17 protein-coding genes are annotated in these 19,794 nt (G+C 58.1%); 7 read left to right on the forward strand and 10 right to left on the reverse strand.

Annotated elements, in window-relative coordinates; all coding sequences use genetic code 11:
* From ACTJKL_RS30575 to ACTJKL_RS30590, 4 genes are all read left to right on the forward strand, one after another.
* Positions 1-1,644 (forward strand): electron transfer flavoprotein-ubiquinone oxidoreductase (locus tag ACTJKL_RS30575; protein ID WP_440854653.1); only part of this gene is annotated, 1,644 nt, incomplete at its 5' end.
* A 118-nt stretch (positions 1,645-1,762) separates the two neighbouring features.
* Positions 1,763-2,566: a MerR family transcriptional regulator gene (locus ACTJKL_RS30580; protein WP_427143515.1), complete on the forward strand. Its 804-nt coding sequence runs from the start codon at positions 1,763-1,765 to the stop codon at positions 2,564-2,566.
* 250 nt (positions 2,567-2,816) lie between these two features.
* On the forward strand, positions 2,817-5,273 hold the full coding sequence (locus tag ACTJKL_RS30585; protein ID WP_427143514.1) for a GcvT family protein: 2,457 nt from the start codon (positions 2,817-2,819) through the stop codon (positions 5,271-5,273).
* 69 nt (positions 5,274-5,342) lie between these two features.
* A complete protein-coding gene (locus ACTJKL_RS30590) occupies positions 5,343-5,846 on the forward strand; it encodes an SDR family oxidoreductase (protein ID WP_427143513.1) in 504 nt (167 codons plus the stop codon).
* A 411-nt stretch (positions 5,847-6,257) separates the two neighbouring features.
* Here the strand turns inward: ACTJKL_RS30590 and ACTJKL_RS30595 are convergent, their stop codons facing one another.
* The 9 genes from ACTJKL_RS30595 to ACTJKL_RS30635 form a co-directional block, all read right to left on the reverse strand.
* Positions 6,258-6,995 (reverse strand): SDR family oxidoreductase, encoded by a 738-nt coding sequence (locus tag ACTJKL_RS30595; RefSeq protein WP_427143512.1) that lies wholly within the window; start codon positions 6,993-6,995, stop codon positions 6,258-6,260.
* Positions 6,995-7,438 carry a MaoC family dehydratase gene (locus ACTJKL_RS30600; protein WP_427143511.1) on the reverse strand — a complete coding sequence of 148 codons (444 nt, stop codon included), beginning with the start codon at positions 7,436-7,438 and terminating at the stop codon, positions 6,995-6,997. The genes ACTJKL_RS30595 and ACTJKL_RS30600 overlap by 1 nt, the downstream gene beginning before the upstream one ends.
* A gap of 3 nt (positions 7,439-7,441) precedes the next feature.
* Positions 7,442-7,849, reverse strand: a complete 408-nt coding sequence (locus ACTJKL_RS30605) for a Zn-ribbon domain-containing OB-fold protein (RefSeq protein WP_427143510.1) — start codon at positions 7,847-7,849, stop codon at positions 7,442-7,444.
* Positions 7,846-9,021 (reverse strand): thiolase C-terminal domain-containing protein, encoded by a 1,176-nt coding sequence (locus ACTJKL_RS30610; protein ID WP_430764963.1) that lies wholly within the window; start codon positions 9,019-9,021, stop codon positions 7,846-7,848. The genes ACTJKL_RS30605 and ACTJKL_RS30610 overlap by 4 nt, the downstream gene beginning before the upstream one ends.
* A 3-nt stretch (positions 9,022-9,024) precedes the next feature.
* Complete coding sequence (locus ACTJKL_RS30615) at positions 9,025-10,626, reverse strand: ABC transporter permease (RefSeq protein ID WP_440639654.1); 1,602 nt, start codon at positions 10,624-10,626, stop codon at positions 9,025-9,027.
* A gap of 119 nt (positions 10,627-10,745) precedes the next feature.
* Positions 10,746-12,293: an acyl-CoA carboxylase subunit beta gene (locus tag ACTJKL_RS30620; RefSeq protein WP_427143507.1), complete on the reverse strand. Its 1,548-nt coding sequence runs from the start codon at positions 12,291-12,293 to the stop codon at positions 10,746-10,748.
* 11 nt (positions 12,294-12,304) lie between these two features.
* Complete coding sequence (locus ACTJKL_RS30625) at positions 12,305-13,867, reverse strand: class I adenylate-forming enzyme family protein (protein WP_440854654.1); 1,563 nt, start codon at positions 13,865-13,867, stop codon at positions 12,305-12,307.
* A gap of 31 nt (positions 13,868-13,898) precedes the next feature.
* Complete coding sequence (locus ACTJKL_RS30630; protein ID WP_427143505.1) at positions 13,899-14,546, reverse strand: TetR/AcrR family transcriptional regulator; 648 nt, start codon at positions 14,544-14,546, stop codon at positions 13,899-13,901.
* 12 nt (positions 14,547-14,558) lie between these two features.
* A complete protein-coding gene (locus ACTJKL_RS30635; protein ID WP_427143504.1) occupies positions 14,559-15,653 on the reverse strand; it encodes an extracellular solute-binding protein in 1,095 nt (364 codons plus the stop codon).
* 192 nt (positions 15,654-15,845) lie between these two features.
* Here ACTJKL_RS30635 and ACTJKL_RS30640 point away from each other — a divergent pair, with 192 nt between their 5' ends.
* The 3 genes from ACTJKL_RS30640 to ACTJKL_RS30650 are packed head-to-tail and all read left to right on the forward strand — an operon-like array spanning position 15,846 to position 19,193.
* Entirely contained in the window at positions 15,846-16,985 is a 1,140-nt protein-coding gene (locus tag ACTJKL_RS30640; protein ID WP_440854655.1) for an ABC transporter ATP-binding protein, read from the forward strand.
* A 17-nt stretch (positions 16,986-17,002) separates the two neighbouring features.
* Positions 17,003-18,670 carry an acetyl/propionyl/methylcrotonyl-CoA carboxylase subunit alpha gene (locus tag ACTJKL_RS30645; RefSeq protein ID WP_440854656.1) on the forward strand — a complete coding sequence of 556 codons (1,668 nt, stop codon included), beginning with the start codon at positions 17,003-17,005 and terminating at the stop codon, positions 18,668-18,670.
* Positions 18,671-18,683: 13 nt separating this feature from the next.
* Positions 18,684-19,193 (forward strand): thioesterase family protein, encoded by a 510-nt coding sequence (locus tag ACTJKL_RS30650; RefSeq protein ID WP_427143501.1) that lies wholly within the window; start codon positions 18,684-18,686, stop codon positions 19,191-19,193.
* A gap of 226 nt (positions 19,194-19,419) precedes the next feature.
* Here ACTJKL_RS30650 and ACTJKL_RS30655 read toward each other — a convergent pair whose 3' ends face one another.
* On the reverse strand, positions 19,420-19,683 hold the full coding sequence (locus ACTJKL_RS30655; protein WP_440854657.1) for a hypothetical protein: 264 nt from the start codon (positions 19,681-19,683) through the stop codon (positions 19,420-19,422).
* Positions 19,684-19,794 lie beyond the last annotated feature (111 nt).

A 19,794-nucleotide genomic window follows, 5' to 3' on the forward strand; every position in this document is an offset into this window, starting at 1 on the left:
CCCGCACGCGAAAGCATGGAATTCGACGTTGTGATCGTTGGTGGGGGACCTGCGGGGCTTTCGGCGGCGATCCGGCTGAAGCAGGTCAATCCGGAGCTCTCGGTCGTCGTGCTCGAAAAGGGCGCCGAAGTCGGCGCGCATATCCTGTCGGGCGCCGTCGTCGATCCCATCGGCATCGACCGGCTGCTGCCGGACTGGCGCAAGGACGCCGACCGTCCGTTCAAGACCGAAGTGAAGGACGACCACTTCCTGTTCTTGGGCCCGGCCGGCTCGATCCGCCTGCCGAACTTTTTGATGCCGCCGCTGATGAACAATCACGGCAATTACATCGTCTCTCTCGGCAACGTCTGTCGCTGGCTGGCGACAAAGGCGGAAGAACTCGGCGTCGAAATCTATCCGGGCTTTGCCGCAACCGAAGTGCTCTACAACGACGAGGGTGCCGTCATCGGCGTTGCCACCGGCGACATGGGTATCGAGAGGAACGGCGAGCCGGGACCGAACTTCGCCCGCGGCATGGCGCTGCTCGGCAAATACACGCTGATCGGCGAGGGCGTGCGCGGCTCGCTCGCCAAGCAGCTGATTTCGAAGTTCGATCTGTCGAAAGACCGCGACGTCCAGAAGTTCGGCATCGGCCTGAAAGAGCTCTGGCAGGTTAAGCCCGAGAACCACCGTCCGGGCCTGGTGCAGCACTCGTTCGGCTGGCCGCTCGGCATGAAGACCGGTGGTGGTTCGTTCCTGTACCATCTGGAAGACAACCTCGTCGCGGTCGGCTTCGTCGTGCACCTGAACTATAAGAACCCATACCTCTTCCCGTTCGAGGAGTTCCAGCGGTTCAAGACCCATCCGGCCATCCGCGGCACCTTTGAAGGCGGCAAGCGGCTGTCCTATGGCGCTCGCGCCATCACCGAGGGTGGCTACCAGTCGGTGCCGAAGCTGTCGTTCCCAGGCGGTGCGCTGATCGGCTGTTCGGCCGGTCTCGTCAACGTGCCGCGCATCAAGGGCAGCCACAATGCGGTGCTGTCTGGCATGCTGGCGGCTGACAAACTGGCAGAAGCGATCGCGTCGGGCAGGGCCAATGACGAGCCGGTCGAGATCGAGAACGAATGGCGCCAGACCGATATCGGCAAGGACCTGAAGCGGGTCAGGAACGTCAAGCCGCTGTGGTCGAAATTCGGCACGGCGATCGGCGTGGCACTCGGCGGTCTCGACATGTGGACCAACCAGTTGTTCGGTCTGTCGCTGTTCGGCACGCTGAAGCACGGCAAGAGCGATGCGCAGAGCCTCGAGCCGGCAGCAAAGCACACGAAGATCGATTACCCGAAACCCGATGGCGTGTTGACCTTCGATCGTCTGTCCTCGGTGTTCCTGTCGAACACCAACCACGAGGAGGATCAGCCGGTGCATCTGCAGGTCAAGGACATGAGCCTGCAGAAGCGCTCCGAGCACGACATCTATGCCGGCCCGTCGACGCGCTACTGTCCGGCTGGCGTCTACGAGTGGGTGGAGAAGAACGGCAAGCCGGTCGTCGTCATCAACGCGCAGAACTGCGTGCACTGCAAGACCTGCGACATCAAGGACCCGAACCAGAACATCAACTGGGTGCCGCCGCAGGGCGGCGAAGGCCCGGTCTATCCGAACATGTGAATCCGTGCTGAAATCCTTCAATCGAGCCGCCGACTGTGTGCCTTTGGCAAATCGCGTGGTTGCAGTTTGCGGAGCAGTCTCGTAGCACTCAACTGTGAGATTTCGAGCAAGGAAAGCCATGAGCAAACAGTATAAGGTTTCAGAGTTGTCTGCTGCGACCGGTGTGCCGCCGGCGACGCTTCGGCTTTGGGAGCAACATGGGCTCATCGTTCCAACACGGACGGCCAGTGGCTACCGGATGTACTCCGAGGATGACTTCGCCCGCGTACATCAGATCGTTCGCTTGAGATCCGTCCAAGGCCTGAATCTTGCAGCGATCAAATCTTCACTGGACGGAACGGATCTGGTCTCCCAGGAAACAGGAAGCGAAAACCTTCCGCCTCCGAGGCTCGGGTATGAGATCCGGCGGCTGCGTCGCGAAAAGGGTCTGACGATAACGGCGCTTGCGAAGGTGTTGGCCGTGTCCTCGTCGGTGATAAGCACACTTGAGCGCACGTCTCGAGGCGCCAGTGTCCCGCTGTTGCGCGCTATAGCCGAAACATTGGGCGTTACCGTGACGCAGCTCACTGCCAGCCCAGAGGAAACACCGAAAGCCGTCATAAGGAGCGGGGAGGGGCGACAGCTTCCTTCACTCGGCAAGGGCATTCAGATCAGAGAGTTAGCTTCTGGTCCGCGGATGATGGACTGTCAGGAGTGGACGCTTGAACCGGGTGCCGGAAGTGAGGGTTTCTACCGGCATGAAGGCGAGGAGTTCATCCGGGTGTTAGAGGGTAGCTTTGAGATCGAAGTGGATGGGCTAGGTCTCGCTACCTTGAACCCAGGCGATGCCATGTATTTCGAAAGTCACCGCGCGCACTCCTGGCGCTCTGTTGGCTCGAAGGCTTGTAAACTGATCTGGGTGAACACCCCCCCGACTTTCTAAAGCGATTGCCGGCGATGAACCTTCGTCCCTTGCCGGAAGGTGGGCCGAGAGATTTTTATAAACTCGGCATGATTTCTGTAGAGTTTCAGCCCTGATATGATATGAATCCTTTTCAGACGGACCGATCCCGAATGCGGGCGAGCCGGCGAGATTAAGATCTGCCATCAATGCCTCTGATCGCCGGATAGAACCATGTCCGCCAGCAGGAGCTACGAGGGCAGGGCAGGCTCCAAATCTAAAGGACACAGGAATGGATATTCCATCACAGGCCGATGTCGTCATCATCGGCGGCGGTATCGCGGGCTGCTCGATTGCCTATCATCTGACGAAGCTCGGCATCAAGGACGTTGTTCTTTGTGAGCGTCGACAGCTCACGAGTGGAACGACTTGGCACGCCGCCGGTCTTGTGACGCAGCTCCGTGCAACGCAGCGTATGACGGAACTTGCGCAATATACCGGAGAGCTCTTTGGGCGGCTCGAGGAAGAGACTGGGCAGGCGACCGGTTTCAAGCAGAACGGTTCTTTGCGCCTTGCGAAGACGCAGGCTCGCTATGAGGAATTGGCACGTGGTGCGTCTATGGGGAGAAATTTCGGCCTGCCCGTCGAGGCCATGACCGTTGATCAGATCAAGGAGCGTTGGTCTCCGATCAGCACTGAAGGGCTCGTGGGTGGTTTCTGGTTCCCCAATGACGGCCAGGTTAATCCTGCCGACGTGACGATGGCCTACGTAAAGGGAGCTCGCCAGGGCGGCGCCAAGATCCTCGAGAATATTAAGGTTACACAAATCCTCACCGAGAGCGGCAAGGCTGTCGGCGCAATGACCGAGCAGGGGCGGATTTCTGCCAAGAAAGTGGTCATCGCAGGTGGGATGTGGTCCCGTGACCTCGCAGCTCAAATCGGCGTGACCATTCCCTTGCATGCCGCAGAACACTTCTATGTGGTGACCGAGGCTATCCCAGAGCTGCCGCGCAATCTTCCGGTTATGTTCACAGCCGATGAGTGGGCTTATTACAAGGAAGATGCCGGCAAGCTGCTAATTGGCTTCTTTGAACCCGGAGCGAAACCGTGGGGTCAGAACGGCATATCCGAGAGCTTTTGCTTCGATACGATCCCCGAGGACTTGGAGCACATCAGTCCATACCTTGAGATGGCCATGGAGCGCGTTCCTGTCCTGCAGGAGACTGGCATCCAGCTCTTCTTCAACGGTCCCGAAAGTTTCACTCCGGACAATCGCTACCATCTTGGTGAGACATCGGAAATCGACGGCCTTTTCGCCGCGACCGGCTTCAATTCCATCGGGATCCTTTCATCAGGTGGTGTCGGGAAGGCAATGGCATCATGGATCGCTGAAGGTCGTCCGCCGGTCGAACTGCTGGATGTCGACGTTCGCCGAACGCAATCGTTTCAGCGAAACAAGAAGTATCTTGCCGACCGCTCCGTCGAGACCATCGGCACGCTGTTCGACATGCATTGGCCGGGGAAGCAATTCGAAACCGCGCGAGGCGTTCGCCGCTCGCCGTTCCACGACCGCCTGTTGGCATCAGGTGCGTTCATGACCGAACTCGCAGGATGGGAGCGCCCTGGCTTCTATGGCACAGAGGACGAGCTTGCCAACATCGAATATTCGTATTCAAAGCCGAGCTGGTTCGACAATGTCGCGGCTGAGTGCGCCAACACAGCCGAGAATGTCTCACTCTTCGACCATAGCTGCTTTGTCAAATATATAGTCGAAGGCCCTGACGCTTTAAAGTCCCTGAACTGGATCAGCGCGGCTGAATGTGATGTGCCGATTGGGAAGGTTGTTTACACTCAGTGGCTGAATGAGAACGGCGGTATCGAGGCCGACGTAACGATCACCCGACTGGCGGAACAGTCCTATCTGGTCGTCACGGTGGCTGTTTCTCAGCGACGCGATATTGCTTGGTTCAAGCGACGCGTGCCTGTAGGCGCCCAAGTATACATTACAGACGTTACCTCGGGGCTTGCGATGCTCGCGCTGTGGGGACCGAAGTCCCGCGACCTGCTCGCGAGTGTCTCCTCCGATGATTTCTCGAACGAGTTCTTCCCGTTTGGCACGAGCCGCGAGGTCGATCTTGGCTACGCGCGCGTCCGTGCCAGCCGGTTGACGTTCGTCGGCGAATTGGGCTTCGAACTCTACATCCCGAGCGAAATGGCGGCACATGTCTATGATGTTCTGATGGAAGCCGGACAAGATTTTGGGCTTAAGAACGCTGGGTTCTTCGCACTCAATTCGATGCGAATGGAGAAAGGGTATCGCCATTGGGGCCACGATATCGGTGAGGAGGATACGCCGTTCCAGGGGGGCGTTGCTTTCACCGTTGCGCTGGATAAGCCAGGCGGGTTTATCGGCCGAGACGTTTTGGTACGCCAGAAGGCCGAGGGCACTTTGAAAAGGCGGCTTGTGCAGGTGAAAGTCTCTAATGAGACCGGGGGCACACACCCGATGTTGTTTCACTACGAGCCGCTTATTCGTGACGGCATCATTGTAGGGTCGATTATGTCGGGAGCGTACGGACACCGCGTCAAGGCTTCGCTTGGTCTTGGATATGTCTCGTCTAACGAGGGCGTGACCAAGGAATGGCTGGCAAGTGGCAAATGGGAGGTGGAGGTCGCGATGAAACGCTACCCAATCGAGGTCCAACTCGGCGCTTGGTACGATTCACGCAGCGAGAAGGTGAAAAGCTAGTAGACGGTTGTGGCTGGAACTTACATGTTCCAGCCACACCTATTGACCACGACCTGAACGGACACCTCGATGACGAAGGTTTTAGTTCTGGGAGCCACCGGTCAAACCGGTCGTAAAGTTACGGAATGTCTCCAAGCAAGGTCGGCAGTAGACGTAATCGGCGCGTCTAGGCGACCCCATGGTTCCGGCGGACGGGCGTTCGATTGGAATGTTCCTGAAACCTGGAAAGCAGTTCTTGCGAACGTTGTCTGCGTCTACCTTGTCAAACCGAACGCCTATGGTGCTGTGGACGTTGAAGCCACGGTGGCAAGCTTTCTGGACGACGCAAAATCGGTCCGGCGCATCGTGCTTTTGTCAGGCATCGCGGCTGAAACTCGGAATGAAAATCTCGACGAACGGCGCGTCGAGCGGCTGATCGAAACCTCGAGATTCGAGTGGACGATTTTGCGCCCCATTGGTTTATACAGAACTTCTCCGCCCCCGAGTACTTCCTTCCGAAGTTACGCGACGAGGGCGAGGTTGGGGTGCCTACTAAGGGTTGGCCAACTGCGTTTGTCGATACCCGCGACATAGCAGACACGGCGGCGACGGTCCCTAGAGGCAGGGCATACCGGCAGATCCTACACTCTACCGGTCCAATCGCCCACACATGGCACGAGGCGATACAAGCGATCGTGAAGGCGGCGGGTCATGAAATGTGGTACGTTGACGTCGATATCGAGGAGCATCTGTCCGGCCCCGCCTATTCAGGTTTGCCGAACCAGGCCATGGAGCATCACCGTGCTGTGCATGAGTTCATGTGCAGCAAGAATTCCTCGGATATATCTGGTGCGATTGAAACTATTCTAAGCCCGCCCTCTCGTGCGCTACACCAATATAACCGCGAAAGCGTCCATCTGCGGCGACGTGAAACAACCCGATCCAAATTCCCAATGCGACCATCAGACCGTTGAGGTTGATGGTCGCATTGGGATGCATTTCAATTCAAAGAGCAGAGCCGCCGTTCACGCCCAGTACCTGGCCTGTCACGTAGCTAGCGTCGTCGGAGAGAAGGAAAACAATCGCCGAGGCGATTTCCGCCGGACTGGCCTCGCGCCGCAGGGGGATGCTCTCAAGCCATCCTTGGCGGATTTGCTCCGGAACAGCTTCAACCATCGGGGTTGTAGTTGTTCCCGGAGCGACAGCATTTACCCGAATACCGTTACGTGCTTGCTCGATTGCAACGGTCCGCGTCAGGCCGACCAGACCCGACTTCGCCGACGAATAGTTCGACTGGCCAAACGCGCCCCACCGAGCTTCGGACGACAGGTTTACAATCGAGCCACCGCGACCAACCATCAAGGGCACGATGGCCTGGCACCCGAGCCACGCCCCTTTCAGGTTGACGTTCAGGACCACATCCCAATCGTCCTCGCCCATCTTTAGCAAGGACTTGTCACGTGTCAGGCCGGCGTTGTTCACAAGGCCGTCTGCTCCGTCAAAGGTTTCCTTGATCTTGATCGCGGCTTGGGCCCAGCTTTCGCGATCCGAAACATCGAGCGAGACGGCCAACGCACGGGCGCCGGATGCGTCGATTTCCCTGGTCGTCGCTGCTGCGCCATCAAGGTTACGGTCCGCAATCACCAAGATCGCACCTTCCTCGGCCAGGCGGATAGCGGTCGCTTTACCGATCCCTTGCGCGCCGCCCGTTACGACCACGACTTTGTCCTTTAAGCCACGCATCAGCCTCCACCTCCGATAAGATATCTGTTGTATCCGTCCTGCACGATCTCGCCCCGTTGGTTGCGGATCGCGACCTCCACTTCGACCACACCGCGCGACGGGTCCTTCGAGCTTGGGCGTTTCGATTTCACGACGTAACGCTGGCAAATCCGGTCGCCCGGTAGCACCGGAAGAAGCATCCGCCGTTGTGTTTCCAGGAAGCCGAGAATTTTCCACGCCGAAAGCTCTGTGCAGTTCAGGCCCTCGCCGATCGAATGAACGAGTAGTCCGTGCGCGATGCGGGAAGGGTATTTGGTATTTTCGCGAACCCATTCTTCATCCATGTGGAGCGGGTTGAAGTCCCCGCTCAAGCCGGCGAAATTCACGATGTCAGCTTCCGTTATGGTCCGGCCGGCGGACTCGTATTCCGCGCCTTCTTGGATGTCGTTGAACACGGTTTCCATTCGTCAGCCCTCCACGAAGCAGGGCATTTTTACGCCGGGATGAATTTCACGGAACACGACCTTGAGGGCCATATCGCACTGGATTCTTTCGATCGGTGTATCGACGACCCAGCTTGTGATACGGGCACCCTCTTCCAGATCGACAATCGCGATAACGAACGGCGTTATCGCCGCAAATTCCTTGTGGATTGATCGCTCGACGACGGTGAAGGAATAGAGAGTGCCGCGGCCCGTGGCTTCGGCCCACTCCGGCTCTCGCTCTGGAAAGCCCGCCACGCGGGCGCGAGGGTACATCTGTGCCGCGCCGGTAAGCGGATCCCTTTGAATGAGCAGGACATCCCTGCTAGCCGCCTCGAACCAATGCTTTGAGAGAGCATTGTGGACAGGATGGACAGAGGTCATTTCAATCATTGTTTGCCTCCAAGAATGAGAGTGGCCGTGGCTGAAAGCCAGCCGCCGGTACCGTTGATGAGGCACAGATCTGGGGAAGCAAGTTGAAGGCCGGGGCTTTCGCCTCGGAGCTGGCGTACTGCCTCGATTGTCGCAAACATGCCGCGTCTTCCCGCGTGGTTCGATGAAAGGCCCCCACCATCCGTATTGATTGGGAGCCGTCCGCCAGGCGCGATCCCACCTTCGGAGATAAAGTTGCCCACTTCACCCTTGGGAACAAAGCCGAGGGCCTCGAGCGTGAGAGCGACCGTGATCGTGAAAGAATCGTAGATCTGCGCAACATGGATTTCTTCGGGTGTTAATCCAGCGGTCTGGAACGCCCGCCGGCCCGAATGTTCAGCGACAGTGGTGGTCATGTCGCACATCTGGTTCATCTGGCCGTGGCTGATCGCTTCTCCGAAGCCCAACACAGAAGGCCCGCCTCGGCGCGTGTCGCGTGCACGGTCCTTAGACGTGACGACGATTGCACCGCCCGAGTCGCTGACGACGCAACAATCGAGTTTGTGAAGCGGCGACGAGATCATCGGAGAGGAGAGGACGTCATCGATCGTGATAAGATCGCGGTACATCGCCTCCGGATTCAAATGTGCGTACCGGCGCGCTTGAACGGCGATTTCGGCGAGGTGTTCCGACTTGAGTCCGTACTGGTGCATGTATCGCGTCGCGGCCAACGCATAAGCGGAAATTGTCGAAACTCCGTACGGTACCTCGAACTCGCCCGGTCCGGTCTGCCCGGTATTGAAGTCGCTTGCGCTCAGAGGCCATGAGCGGCCGGATGAGGCGTATGAAACGACGACTGTGTTGCAGAGACCGGCCTTGATCGCCGCGACGGCGTTGCCGACATGGCTCAGAGCTGCGGCTCCTCCGATATCGGTGCTGCACACCCAAGAGGGGTTGATACCCACGTATTCGGCGATCTCGACGGCATTCAGCTGCCAGCCCGCTTCGGAGGGAAACGAGGCTGCCGTAGCGAAACCGTCGACGTCAGCAATCGTCAGACCGGCATCGGCAAGCGCCCCGGCGATCACCTCAGAGTGGATTTGGTAGGGATGGACGCCAGGCGCCTTTCGACGCGGGGACTCAAAGGCTCCCACGATTGACGCGGAGCCGCTTGGAAAACGTTCGGTTGCCATGAGCTAGGATCTCACTTTTGTAGCACTTCGACTTGTAGTGAAAGATTTTGCGGCGACGATGATTGTGCCGATCAAGACCGGTGCGATGATGATTGTCGCGACAGCTGAGACCGCCGGAGTGATGCCGCTTCGAAGGAAGGAATAGATCGTGACTGGCAGTGTTTTATCGAGTTCCGTCTGGAACATCGCCAGCACAGCCTCGTCCCAAGACGTCACGAAGGAGATGAGGAACGCGCCAACGAGCGCCGGCATGGCGAGCGGCACGACCATATCCCAGAAGGCCCTGGTACTGCTCGCACCCATCGACCAGGCCGCTTGCTCGATCGAGATATCGACGGCAGCAAGTGCATTGGCCAGCACGAGGAACACAAGTGGCAAGCAAAGTACGGCATGAGCGACGACTAGTCCGAAGTCGCTGCCCAGCATGCCCAGCCGACCTTGGACGTCATAGATTCCGATACCGAGTAAAATGACCGGAACGATCAGAGGCATAATGGCGGCCATCTGAATGGCTGACTTGAGCGCCGCAGACTTTGAACGCGTCCCGACCCTGGCGAGCGCGAGGCCGCAGAGGGAAGCGAAAACTGCCGTCATGACGCCAACCCTGATGCTCTTGAGGAACGCATCGATCCAGATCGATGACGTCAGAGCCTCGATGAACCACTTGGTACTGAAGCCAACCGGTGGGAATTGAATCTGCGTGGTCGGAGTGACCGACGTCGGGATGACGACAAGGAGCGGTAGGATCAGCAGAATGAGATCGAAGACGAGCACCACGACGCAAATACTGGTCACCGGAGTTGGTCGAAGGGGGGCGCGGGCTGAAGCGCCGCGCGAGCCTTGCTGGACCGGCGAAAGCATTCCCTTACCCCCTACCTTAAGTGCCACGGCATATCCAACGATCGAGACCGCCAGCAGGACGATGCCCATCGCCGCTGCCTTGCCCCACTGGTAGTTCTGGACCTGCTGCTGGATGAAGATCGGGATGGTCAGATTGTGCGGACCGCCGAGGATTGCCGGTGTCAGGAAGAAGCCAAGCCCCAGGACGAAGACCAGCACGCTTCCACCCAGCAGCGCCGGGCGGACCTGCGGGAAATAGATGTCGAGGAAGACACGACTTTCAGATGCGCCCATTGTTCGAGCGGCGGTGAGAAGCGAGGTATCGATCGACATCATCGCCGAAACGAGGATGAGAATTAGATATGGCAGCAGGTAGGCGACCATGCCGACGATCGTCGCGAACGTGTTGTACAGCAGGGGAAACGGGCCAAGCCCGAGCGCTCCAGCAGCGGAATTGATGATGCCTTGCGTACCGAGGATGGTGGTGAAGGCAAATAATCTCACGATGATCGATACCCAGAACGGCATAAGCACGAGGACCATCATCAGCGATGACAAACGCCGGGAGAGGCGCGAAATCACGTATGCGGCCGGAAATGCCAAAAGCACCGTTGCGATCATCGACACGAATGCGAGCATCACGCTGTGCAGCGCTACCTGACGCAACAAATCGTCCTGGACGATCGCTGCGTAGTGGCCAAAGTAAAGCGGCTCCGAAAAGCTCGATCGGCCCTTTTCGTTCAGGCTGCGCATGATGATCGTCAAGAGCGGCCAGCCCAACGATAAGGAGAGGACGAAGATTGCTGGCAGTAGCAAGGCGAACTTCGTTGCGGCGACGCCGACATGACGTCTTTGCCCGGCAAGGGAGGTAACTGAAACGTACCTCATCCACTTCGACCTTCCTGCGGCATGCGATATGCGAGCCTGAGGAGTCGCGCGAGATATTTGCGCGTGTCTCGGGGATCGATCATTTCTTCCGCGCCGAAGTTTTCGACAGCCTTCCAGATCGATGTCTGTTCTTCGAACCGTTTCGTCAGCTGCGCCTTTAAAGCCGCTCGTTCCTCAGGCGGTGCAGCTTCCAGTTCTGCTCGGAACGCCGCTTCGACGCCGCCTTCTATCGGCATGTCGCCCCAAGCCGCGCTTGGCCACACGAGCCGCAAGCTCAAAGGATTGCGGCTTCCTGTCGCCACGCCGCCGAGGCCAAAGGACCGACGGACCTGTACCGTTATCACGGGCACCTTCGCTTGCTGGATTGCCCGAAGCGCCATTGCGCCAAACGTCAGGACACCTGCTTCCTCCGCCTTCGGCCCTACGAGGAAGCCCGGAACATCGACGAGATATGCGATCGGAATATGAAATCGGTCACAGAGCTCGACGAACTTGGCCTGCTTCAGAGAAGACTGCACATCCAGAGATCCGGCGACGAACCGCGCGTCCGAAGCCAGGATCCCAATCGTGTGACCTTCGATCCGGGCCAGGCCAGTGCGAAGCGAACGACCGTAGTCCGGCGCGATTTCGAAGAACGTGTCCTGGTCTGCGATGCACCGTATCAGCTTGTGAACGTCGTAGGCGCGTCTCAAACTCGGAGACACGATCGAAAAGAGCTCGTTCTGATCATTTTCGGCCCAAGTCTCAATGACTGCCGGCCGGCGGCTGACATTGTCTGGCAGGTATGAGAGGACCTGACGGACTTGAGCAAGCGCCACATCCTCGTTTTCGGCAGCGTTGTCAATCAGACCAGATGAACGGGTATGGATCGCGACGCCACCAAGGGCGAACTTGTCGATCTCCAAACCAAGGGCCTGCTTAACCACGGGAGGGCCTCCGGCGAATAGACACCCGTTGTCCGAGGTCATGACGGAGAAGTGCGATATGTGCGCTCGGGCCGCAGAGCTGCCGGCGGTAGGGCCTAGCACGGCAGCCAGAACGGGGACTTGTTGCAGCAACTCGAACATAGGATAGGTGGGGTTGGCGGACTGCAGTTCCGGATAGCCGATCTGATCCTGCAGAAGGATGGAGCCACCGACCCCGTTGATCAGCATGACGAACGGGATTTTGTAACCGATCGCAAATTCTTCGATGAACCCGCCCCAACCGCCCTTGTAGCGCACAAGGTGCACGCCCGCGCCGCCGCCTTCAACACTGAAATCTTCCGCGCCGATTGCCACCGGGCGACCGTCGATTTCGCAGAGGCCGCAAACGAACGTAGGTGCGAGGAGAGAGCCATCCTCGGTAGGTGTGGTCACGAAAGTCCCGATCTCGAGAAAGCTGTCGGGATCCGCGATTTTGGCAATCCGTTCGCGTGCCGTGGAGCGACCGTAGCGATGCTCGCGTGCAATCCGGTCTGGTCCGCTCGATGCGAGCGCGATTTCGCGACGACGATCCAGTTCTTCCAGCAAAGCCTGCCATTCAGGACTAATGTTCTGGGTCATCCCATTCCTCCTCAGATTGCTAGGATCTTGGCGCAGATGCTCGCCAGTTCCTTCTTGTCGACCTTTGTTGCATTTCGGATAGGGAAGCTGTCGACGAAGACGATGTGTCGCGGCTTCTTGTAGGATGCGAGCTTCGTAAGAAGAAACGCCATGATCTCTTCCTTGGAGATGGTCCCTTCCTTCCGTGGCACGATCGCGGCGCAAACCACCTCTGTGAACTCCTCGTCGGGAAGGCCGACCACAGCGACGTCGATGACCGCGGGATGCTGGCGTATGACGTTCTCGATCTCCGCAGGGTAGATGTTCTGTCCCTTCGAAATAATGAGGTCCTTGCTACGTCCGACGATGCGGATCCAGCCCTCGTCGTCGATGGTCGCGAGGTCGCCGATCCTGAGCCAGCCGTCACGCACCGTTTCCGTATCGAGCTGGGGAGCGTTCCAATAGTTGTTCATGACCGCCGGTCCAGCTGTCCACACGTCCCCTACGCCTCCGGGAGGAACCAAGTTTCCGTCGGCGTCGAGGAGCCGGATTGACTGGCCGGGAACGCACCGACCGACCGATCCAGGGTGAAGATCGATATCGTCGCCATCAATTAGCGTTGGGAGACCGCATTCCGTGGAGCCGTAGGCGATCGCCAGATGGATGTGGGGCCAGCGTCGACGCGCTTCAGCGATGAGCGCGGGGGGGCAATTTTCACCACCCGTGTACCACCATTTCATGGACTGGAGGGGCAAGGGCTCGCGATCGTCTGCTTCGATCATATTGCGGAACATGGACGGGAAGATAAGGGCGTGCGACACGTTCCACTTCTGGATAAACTCGCCTAGTCGCTCCGCGCTCCATCCGCGGCTCGGCATTATGGCGACGGTTCCGCCGACGAGGAACGTCGGGATGGAGCTCTCATTCAACGCAGCCGTGTTGTACATCGGCGCATTGAGAAGCATGACCGTCTCTTGGTTCATCTGCTTGAAGATGCTGGCCTGCTGCATGGCACACCATATGACTGCGAGCGAACGCATCACGACGCCCTTCGGCTTTCCCGTCGTCCCAGAGGTGTACAAGATCATTTGTACGTCATGTGGGATCGCAGAGGCCAGGGACGGACAAGCATCGGCGAAGGCCTCATACGCAGATCCGCCTGCATTGGCCTCAAGCACGACTAGTTTTGGGCCGTTTGCTATAGCCCTCGACGCGTCCTCGGCTACGGGCGAGGTCTCTGTTTCCACGAAGAAGAGCTTAGCGCCGCTGTCATCGAGAATTGAGGCCACTTCGCTGGCGGTTAGCCGGAAACTCACGGGTACGAACACAAGACCGGCGAAAGCGCAGGCGAAATAGAGCTCGAAGATTTCGCCCCGGTTATAGAGCATCGAGGCAACGCGGTCGCCAGTCTGAAGCCCAGCCGCTCGAAACGCGCCGGCCAGCTTCAGCGCTCTGGACCGTAATTGCCCGTAGGTAAGCGCACCGTGCTCCCAGACGAGAGCGAGCTTTTCCGGCTGGTGCAATACCTGAGGACCCGTATCGCCGAGAATAGAAGATACTGTCCACCCGAGGGTAGAGGAAATAACATTCGACATGTGCGTTCCCGTTTATGTGTACTGTTGCCCGCTATGCGGAGGCATACCGGGTAGGCGGCGCTGGCTCGCCTTTGTCGCTCGACGACACTTCGGTTCCCAGTCGACGTATCCAGTATCTGATAGGCGACTGTTCCCGAAGTTGACTCATCACCCGCGGATCAAGAAGCGAGTGAATGCTCAACCCGTCCGCGAGACCGACAAGGTCGGCCGCCACTCTTTTCGGCTCCAGGTCCGGGGGCAGATCACCGTGCGCTTGCGCCTGACGAATGGCCCGTGTCGCGGACTTTCTCCATCCCACGAGATAGCTCTCAAGCTCCTGCCTCAAATCAGCTTCAGTCATGCCTTCGGCATAGAAAAAGAAGAAGATTCGGCACAGCGCAAGCCGACGCTTGTCCAGGGGAATGCTGCCTTCGAGGATTTGCTCGAGGGCAGCGATGCCCTCCAGCGTATTTATAACGCGCGTATTATGTTCGCCAAGGATTTCGGCGGCTCGGCGCAATCCGCCAAGGAGAAGATCCTGACGATTTTTGAAGTAGTGGCCGATGACGCCGGTGGACCATCCCGAACGATCCGCAACCTCCCGGATGGTGGCCGCCGCTATGCCGGCCTCCGAGACGACATCCAATAGAACGTCGCAAATCTGCTTTCGTCGTTCGTTGTGATCCACCAGGCGAGGCATGTCATTCTTTCTTTAGTTGAGGGCGACCCAACGATTGAAACGATCGACTACTTCCGTGATATTTTTCGCGTAGTAGTCGGCGTTTTCCTCGATCGCTTTCTTAGCATTATCGCCTGCTACGATCCACGGTCCAAGATCGTCACCGTACGCAGTGCTGTCGAGGCCGACAATATCCGTTGCATAAGTGATCTGCTTGACAAGCGCCTTCTGCCCTTCCTGGTCGGCGATGAAATGGGCAATCATCGCTTGGCCGGCGTCGGCATTCGGTGCGCCTTTAGGAATGGCATATACGGCCTGGGAGTAGAGCGAATTCTCCCATTTCGCGGCGAGCGGCGCGTTGTCGTTCTTCACTGCGCTGTAGACGCGGCCGCTCCAGGCGATGCCCATTGAGCACTCGCCGCTTGAAAGAAGGCGGATCGCGTCATCGCCGTTGGACCACCAGAGGATGTCAGACTTGATGGTGTCAAGCTTCGCGAAGGCCTTGTCTAAGTCCAGGGGGTAGAGATTGTCGCGCGTCGCGCCGTCGGCAAGAAGCGCGGCCTCCAGCACGCCGCCGAACTGGGGATACTTAAACAGGCAGCGCTTGCCGGGGAAACGTTTTACGTCAAAAAGATCGACGACGCTGGCCGGCGCGTTATCGGTCGCGAATTTGCTGGTGTTATACGTGAAGACGATGCCATAGCGCAAAACATCCACGCCATATTCGTCGTGCGCCGTAGGGCCGAGTTTGCTCAGATCGACGATGCTGGGATCGAGCTTCTGAACGTAGCCGGCGTCACGGGCCTTGATAAAGTCGCCCTTTGTCGGGAACTCGATCATGCTCCAAGGAATCGAGGCGCCGCTGTCCATCGCCGCGAAGTACTTAGTCATGTCGGAGTTGAAGTCGCCTTTGACTTCGACCCCGGTCTCGGCCGCGAAGTCCTTGATTACCGTTTCCTCACGGGCCCGCGTCGTGGCACCACCGGAGCCATCGTGCCAGACGAGCTCTCCCGATATTTTTGCTTTCACGTCGGCCGGCAGAATGTCGGCGGCGTACGAAGCCACCGACGACAGCGTGAGCGCTGCGCCTGCGACGATAAACGTGGCCTTGCTGGTCAATTTCCTCATTTGCATTCCCCTTCCTCTGGTTTGCCTTTGCTAAGACAATTGTAACAAAAAGAATCCGTCGCGCAAGCCGCAGCAGGCTTTTTTTATCACAAGCGTCTTGATAAAAAATGAGGTAGCCCGCTATGATGGGCAAATAGCAGTCCGATGAGCGATGTCGGTCGCCGTCCCGGGCTAGCGGAGGAGGGTAGCAATATGATCAGCCAAGACGCCACCACGACGAAATCCCGCTCGGAAAAAAACGAAGCGGAGCGGGCGAACGGTATCGAGGTGAGAGACGTCGAAATTCGGTTCGCCAACGGCTACTTCGGGCTAAAAAAAACAGCTCTTAGTATCGAGCCTGGCTCGTTCTGCACCTTGCTCGGTCCTTCGGGCTCTGGAAAGACGACACTTCTACGAACGATCGCCGGACTTCTCACCCCGAGCTCAGGCGTAATCATGATCGGCGCGAAAGATGTCACCCGTCTTCCGGTTCAGGCGCGTAACATCGGGTTCGTCTTCCAAAACTACGCGCTATTTCCGCATATGACCGTCGCGCAGAACATCGAATATCCCTTGAAGCTGCACAAATGGCCGCAAACCGATCGGCGGCGTCGTGTACACGAAATTCTTGAGCTTATCGAGCTCCCCAATGCGGGCGATCGGGCGGTGGGCGAACTCAGCGGTGGTCAACAACAGCGTGTCGCGATCGGACGCGCGCTGGTCTATCGCCCCGCGCTGCTCCTGCTCGATGAGCCCATGGGTGCGCTCGACCGTAGGCTCCGGCAGCAACTGGGCGCCGATCTGCGGGAAATCCAACAGCGCACCGGCATTACCGCGGTCTATGTAACGCACGATCAGGAAGAGGCGTTCATCCTATCGGACAAGGTCGCGATCATGGATGGTGGGGAAATCCTGCAATACGACACCCCATCCGAACTCTATTTCCGACCGAAGTCTCGTTTCGTTGCCCGCTTTTTGGGGGAGGCGAACCTGATTGACGTGTCGAGCTTGGAACAGGGTGGCGATGGACGGACCCTTATACGGACAGGCCGCGCTACCTTCTCATTGCCTCTTCCGCGCGCGATCCTCAAACAGCACTCGTCGCTGTCGATCGTTCTGCGCCCTGAAGATCTGATCCTGCTCGGCTCAGACACAGTCGATGAGATGCAAGCCCCTGCTATCCCCGTTCGTATCGAGAAAGAACTCTTTCTTGGAAGCCGCTGCATCGTTACCGTTTCTGACAACTCCGGTGCAACGTATTTGGTGGAATGCTCAAAGTCGCAAATTCCTGCCTCCGGCGCGGAGGTGTGGCTGACTTGGAATCCCGCGTCGATGGTTCTTGTCGATCACTAAGAGCTTGAGGAATGAAAATGAAGAAGATCCTTATTGCGAACCGTGGCGAGATTGCCTTGCGTATCGTCAGGGCATGCCGCGATGCAGGCTACGTGTCAGTGGCCATCGCCTCCGAGGCGGACCGGGACGCCCTGCATGTTCGAGCAGCGGATGAAGCATTCACGCTCAAAGGCCACTCGCCCCTGGAGACGTATCTCAATCAATCGGCCATCCTCGACATTGCCAAACGTAGCGGCGCCGACGCGGTCCATCCTGGATATGGCTTGTTGTCCGAGAACGAGACCTTCGCCGCGGCCGTACAGGCGGCCGGGCTCGTGTGGATCGGTCCTCCGCCAGAGGCTATCGCCCAGCTTGGCGACAAGGTGAAGGCTCGTGCCATCGCGCGGAAGGTCGGAGCGCCGCTTCTTCCATCTCTGGACGAGGGAGCAGTTACCCAGGAACAGGTTCGGGCATTTGCCGAAACTCATGGCCTGCCGGTTATCATAAAAGCACAGAATGGTGGTGGCGGACGCGGCATGCGGATCGTCCGGACAATGGAAGAAATCGTACCGCTCATGGCGGCTGCGGAGCGCGAAGCAGGCCTCGCGTTCGGAAGGCCGGAGTGCTTCGTCGAGGTGTATGCCGAGCATGCACGTCATGTCGAAACCCAGTGCCTCGCCGATCAGCACGGTATCGTTGCGGTCATTTCGACACGTGATTGCACTCTGCAGCGCCGACAGCAGAAGCTCGTGGAAGAGGCACCGGCACCATTCTTGAGCAACGACCAGATTGACGTTTTAAGGAAAGTGTCGATCGGCATCCTTAAGGAGGTTGGCTACTGCGGGGCTGCGACCTGCGAGTTCCTGGTAACGAATGCGGGGAACATCTATTTTCTCGAGGTGAATACCCGTATTCAGGTCGAGCATCCTGTGACTGAAGAGGTGACAGGCATTGATATCATACGGGAGATGTTCAGCATCGCCGAGGGCAGCCCATTGCCATTCACCGACGCGCCGGTTCGGGGACATTCGATTGAGTTCCGGATCAACGCTGAGGACCCATGGGCCGATTTCCGACCCGTGCCCGGCAAGATCAAGCGAATGCGGCTTCCTGGCGGACCGGGCGTGAGAGTGGATTTCGGTTATGCCGAGGGTGACACCATTCCTCCATACTATGACTCTCTTGTCGGAAAACTGATCGTAACCGGCCGCGATCGGGAACAGGCAATCGAACGCGCGGCACGCGCGCTTGACGAATTGGTGATCGAAGGCGTGAGCACAGTGACACCGCTCCATCGCGCTATCGTAAAGCGCGGCGAGTTTGTCGCTGAGTATCGTCAGGAATTTGCCATCTACACACGGTGGATCGACGTCGAGATGCCCCAGCTTGCCCAAGAGGCACTGGCGTTACACAAAGCCGTTGCACCGCAAGAAGAGACCACAGAAATGTCGATGCTCGAGCAGCCGCAACATGTTGATGAGGCTCCCATCTACCGCATCGGCGTAAAGGCTCCGCTCTCGGGGATGGTAATGGAGCTTTGCGTGAAGACGGGGGACAGAATCTCCCGGGGCGATGTAGTTGCGATCATGGAATCCATGAAAATGGAACAGTCGATCCTCGCCGAAAACGAAGGTGTGGTGGCCAAGATCAATGTTGAGATTGGCGCCTTTATTGAAACGGGCGACGACCTAATGGGGCTCGACTGAGATGCCGGCAGCAATGTTTGAATTCGAGGCTGTAGATGATCGCCCTCAAGAGAATGCACTCTTGACACTTGAGGCAACGGTGGATGATCAATGGATTGATTACAACGGCCACATGACGGAGTGGCAATATTATAAGTTGTTAGCTGATGCAGGTGAAAACTATCTGCGGGCGATTGGCTTCACGGAAGAGTATCGCCTCCAGGGGTTCAGTTTTTTTTCAGTAGAAGGGCATCAGCGAAATCTCCGAGAGTGCCGGCTAGGCACGCCGTTACGCGTGTTCACCGAGACGATCGGTTACGACGAAACGAGGCTCCATATCTACCAGTACGTCGTAGATGCCGCCCGAGACATTGTGCTTGCTACGGGTGAGCACATGATGGTTCATGTGGACACTGTTAAGCGGCGGTCCGCACCCATCAACGACTATATGCGCAGCTGCCTGCAGCGGGCGTTGGATTCCTGGCGGCCGGTGAAAGCTCCCAAAGGGCTCGCTGCAGCGATAAAGGCACCGAGAAGGTCCTGATCTCCTGGCCATCGTAGGCAAACGCAACGGGTTTTGCTTAGGGAAGCGGACGGCTGACCGTGTCACCGGAGTGAAGCCTCATGCGATTACCGGCGGCCAGGCGCTCTCGCCACGCAAACCACACCCGAAGCCGATGGTAGCTTGGAATTATATTATAAATTGATGCCCAAGCGGCGCGGCACCGGCTACATAATCGCAGCCTCCGGCGCCACAAATTTGCCCGCGGTCACCACATCGGCAACTCCTCCACCTTCCCGATCATGAAGCTGCACATATACGTCGAGGCTGGACCCGCGACGACGGCTTTGAGCCGCGCCGTCCGTTCTCCGATCTTCGCTCGAGCATCCAGAGGATCCGCTCGAAAGTGCGACTCCGAACCGGGCCGCCGCCAGGCCGCCGCCTGACGGGCCGATGCCCCGTCATCTTCAGCTTTAAAAACACGTAGCCGCGAATCTTCGCCCAGCGCTCTGGCCATCATCACCACCGTCAAAGCGGACGCTGTCCAGAACGTCTGAAGCAAGTGATGTCAAAATCATCCATCGACCCATCGCCGTGCTCTAGTTCGTCAGCTCGCTGAGGAGAGGCAATTGCTTCGCTTGCC

The sequence above is a fragment of the Sinorhizobium sp. 22678 genome, assembly GCF_052044265.1.
Lineage (GTDB): Bacteria > Pseudomonadota > Alphaproteobacteria > Rhizobiales > Rhizobiaceae > Sinorhizobium > Sinorhizobium meliloti_A.

Excerpts from the sequence above, each read along its gene's own strand:
- ACTJKL_RS30585 (WP_427143514.1), top strand. The coding sequence starts at position 2,817 with ATGGATATTCCATCACAGGCCGATGTCGTCATCATCGGCGGCGGTATC.
- ACTJKL_RS30595 (WP_427143512.1), bottom strand. The coding sequence starts at position 6,995 with ATGCGTGGCTTAAAGGACAAAGTCGTGGTCGTAACGGGCGGCGCGCAA.
- ACTJKL_RS30600 (WP_427143511.1), bottom strand. The coding sequence starts at position 7,438 with ATGGAAACCGTGTTCAACGACATCCAAGAAGGCGCGGAATACGAGTCC.
- ACTJKL_RS30610 (WP_430764963.1), bottom strand. The coding sequence starts at position 9,021 with ATGGCAACCGAACGTTTTCCAAGCGGCTCCGCGTCAATCGTGGGAGCC.
- ACTJKL_RS30605 (WP_427143510.1), bottom strand. The coding sequence starts at position 7,849 with ATGATTGAAATGACCTCTGTCCATCCTGTCCACAATGCTCTCTCAAAG.
- ACTJKL_RS30630 (WP_427143505.1), bottom strand. The coding sequence starts at position 14,546 with ATGCCTCGCCTGGTGGATCACAACGAACGACGAAAGCAGATTTGCGAC.
- ACTJKL_RS30635 (WP_427143504.1), bottom strand. The coding sequence starts at position 15,653 with ATGAGGAAATTGACCAGCAAGGCCACGTTTATCGTCGCAGGCGCAGCG.
- ACTJKL_RS30645 (WP_440854656.1), top strand. The coding sequence starts at position 17,003 with ATGAAGAAGATCCTTATTGCGAACCGTGGCGAGATTGCCTTGCGTATC.
- ACTJKL_RS30625 (WP_440854654.1), bottom strand. The coding sequence starts at position 13,867 with ATGTCGAATGTTATTTCCTCTACCCTCGGGTGGACAGTATCTTCTATT.
- ACTJKL_RS30580 (WP_427143515.1), top strand. The coding sequence starts at position 1,763 with ATGAGCAAACAGTATAAGGTTTCAGAGTTGTCTGCTGCGACCGGTGTG.
- ACTJKL_RS30640 (WP_440854655.1), top strand. The coding sequence starts at position 15,846 with ATGATCAGCCAAGACGCCACCACGACGAAATCCCGCTCGGAAAAAAAC.
- ACTJKL_RS30620 (WP_427143507.1), bottom strand. The coding sequence starts at position 12,293 with ATGACCCAGAACATTAGTCCTGAATGGCAGGCTTTGCTGGAAGAACTG.
- ACTJKL_RS30650 (WP_427143501.1), top strand. The coding sequence starts at position 18,684 with ATGTTTGAATTCGAGGCTGTAGATGATCGCCCTCAAGAGAATGCACTC.
- ACTJKL_RS30590 (WP_427143513.1), top strand. The coding sequence starts at position 5,343 with ATGACGAAGGTTTTAGTTCTGGGAGCCACCGGTCAAACCGGTCGTAAA.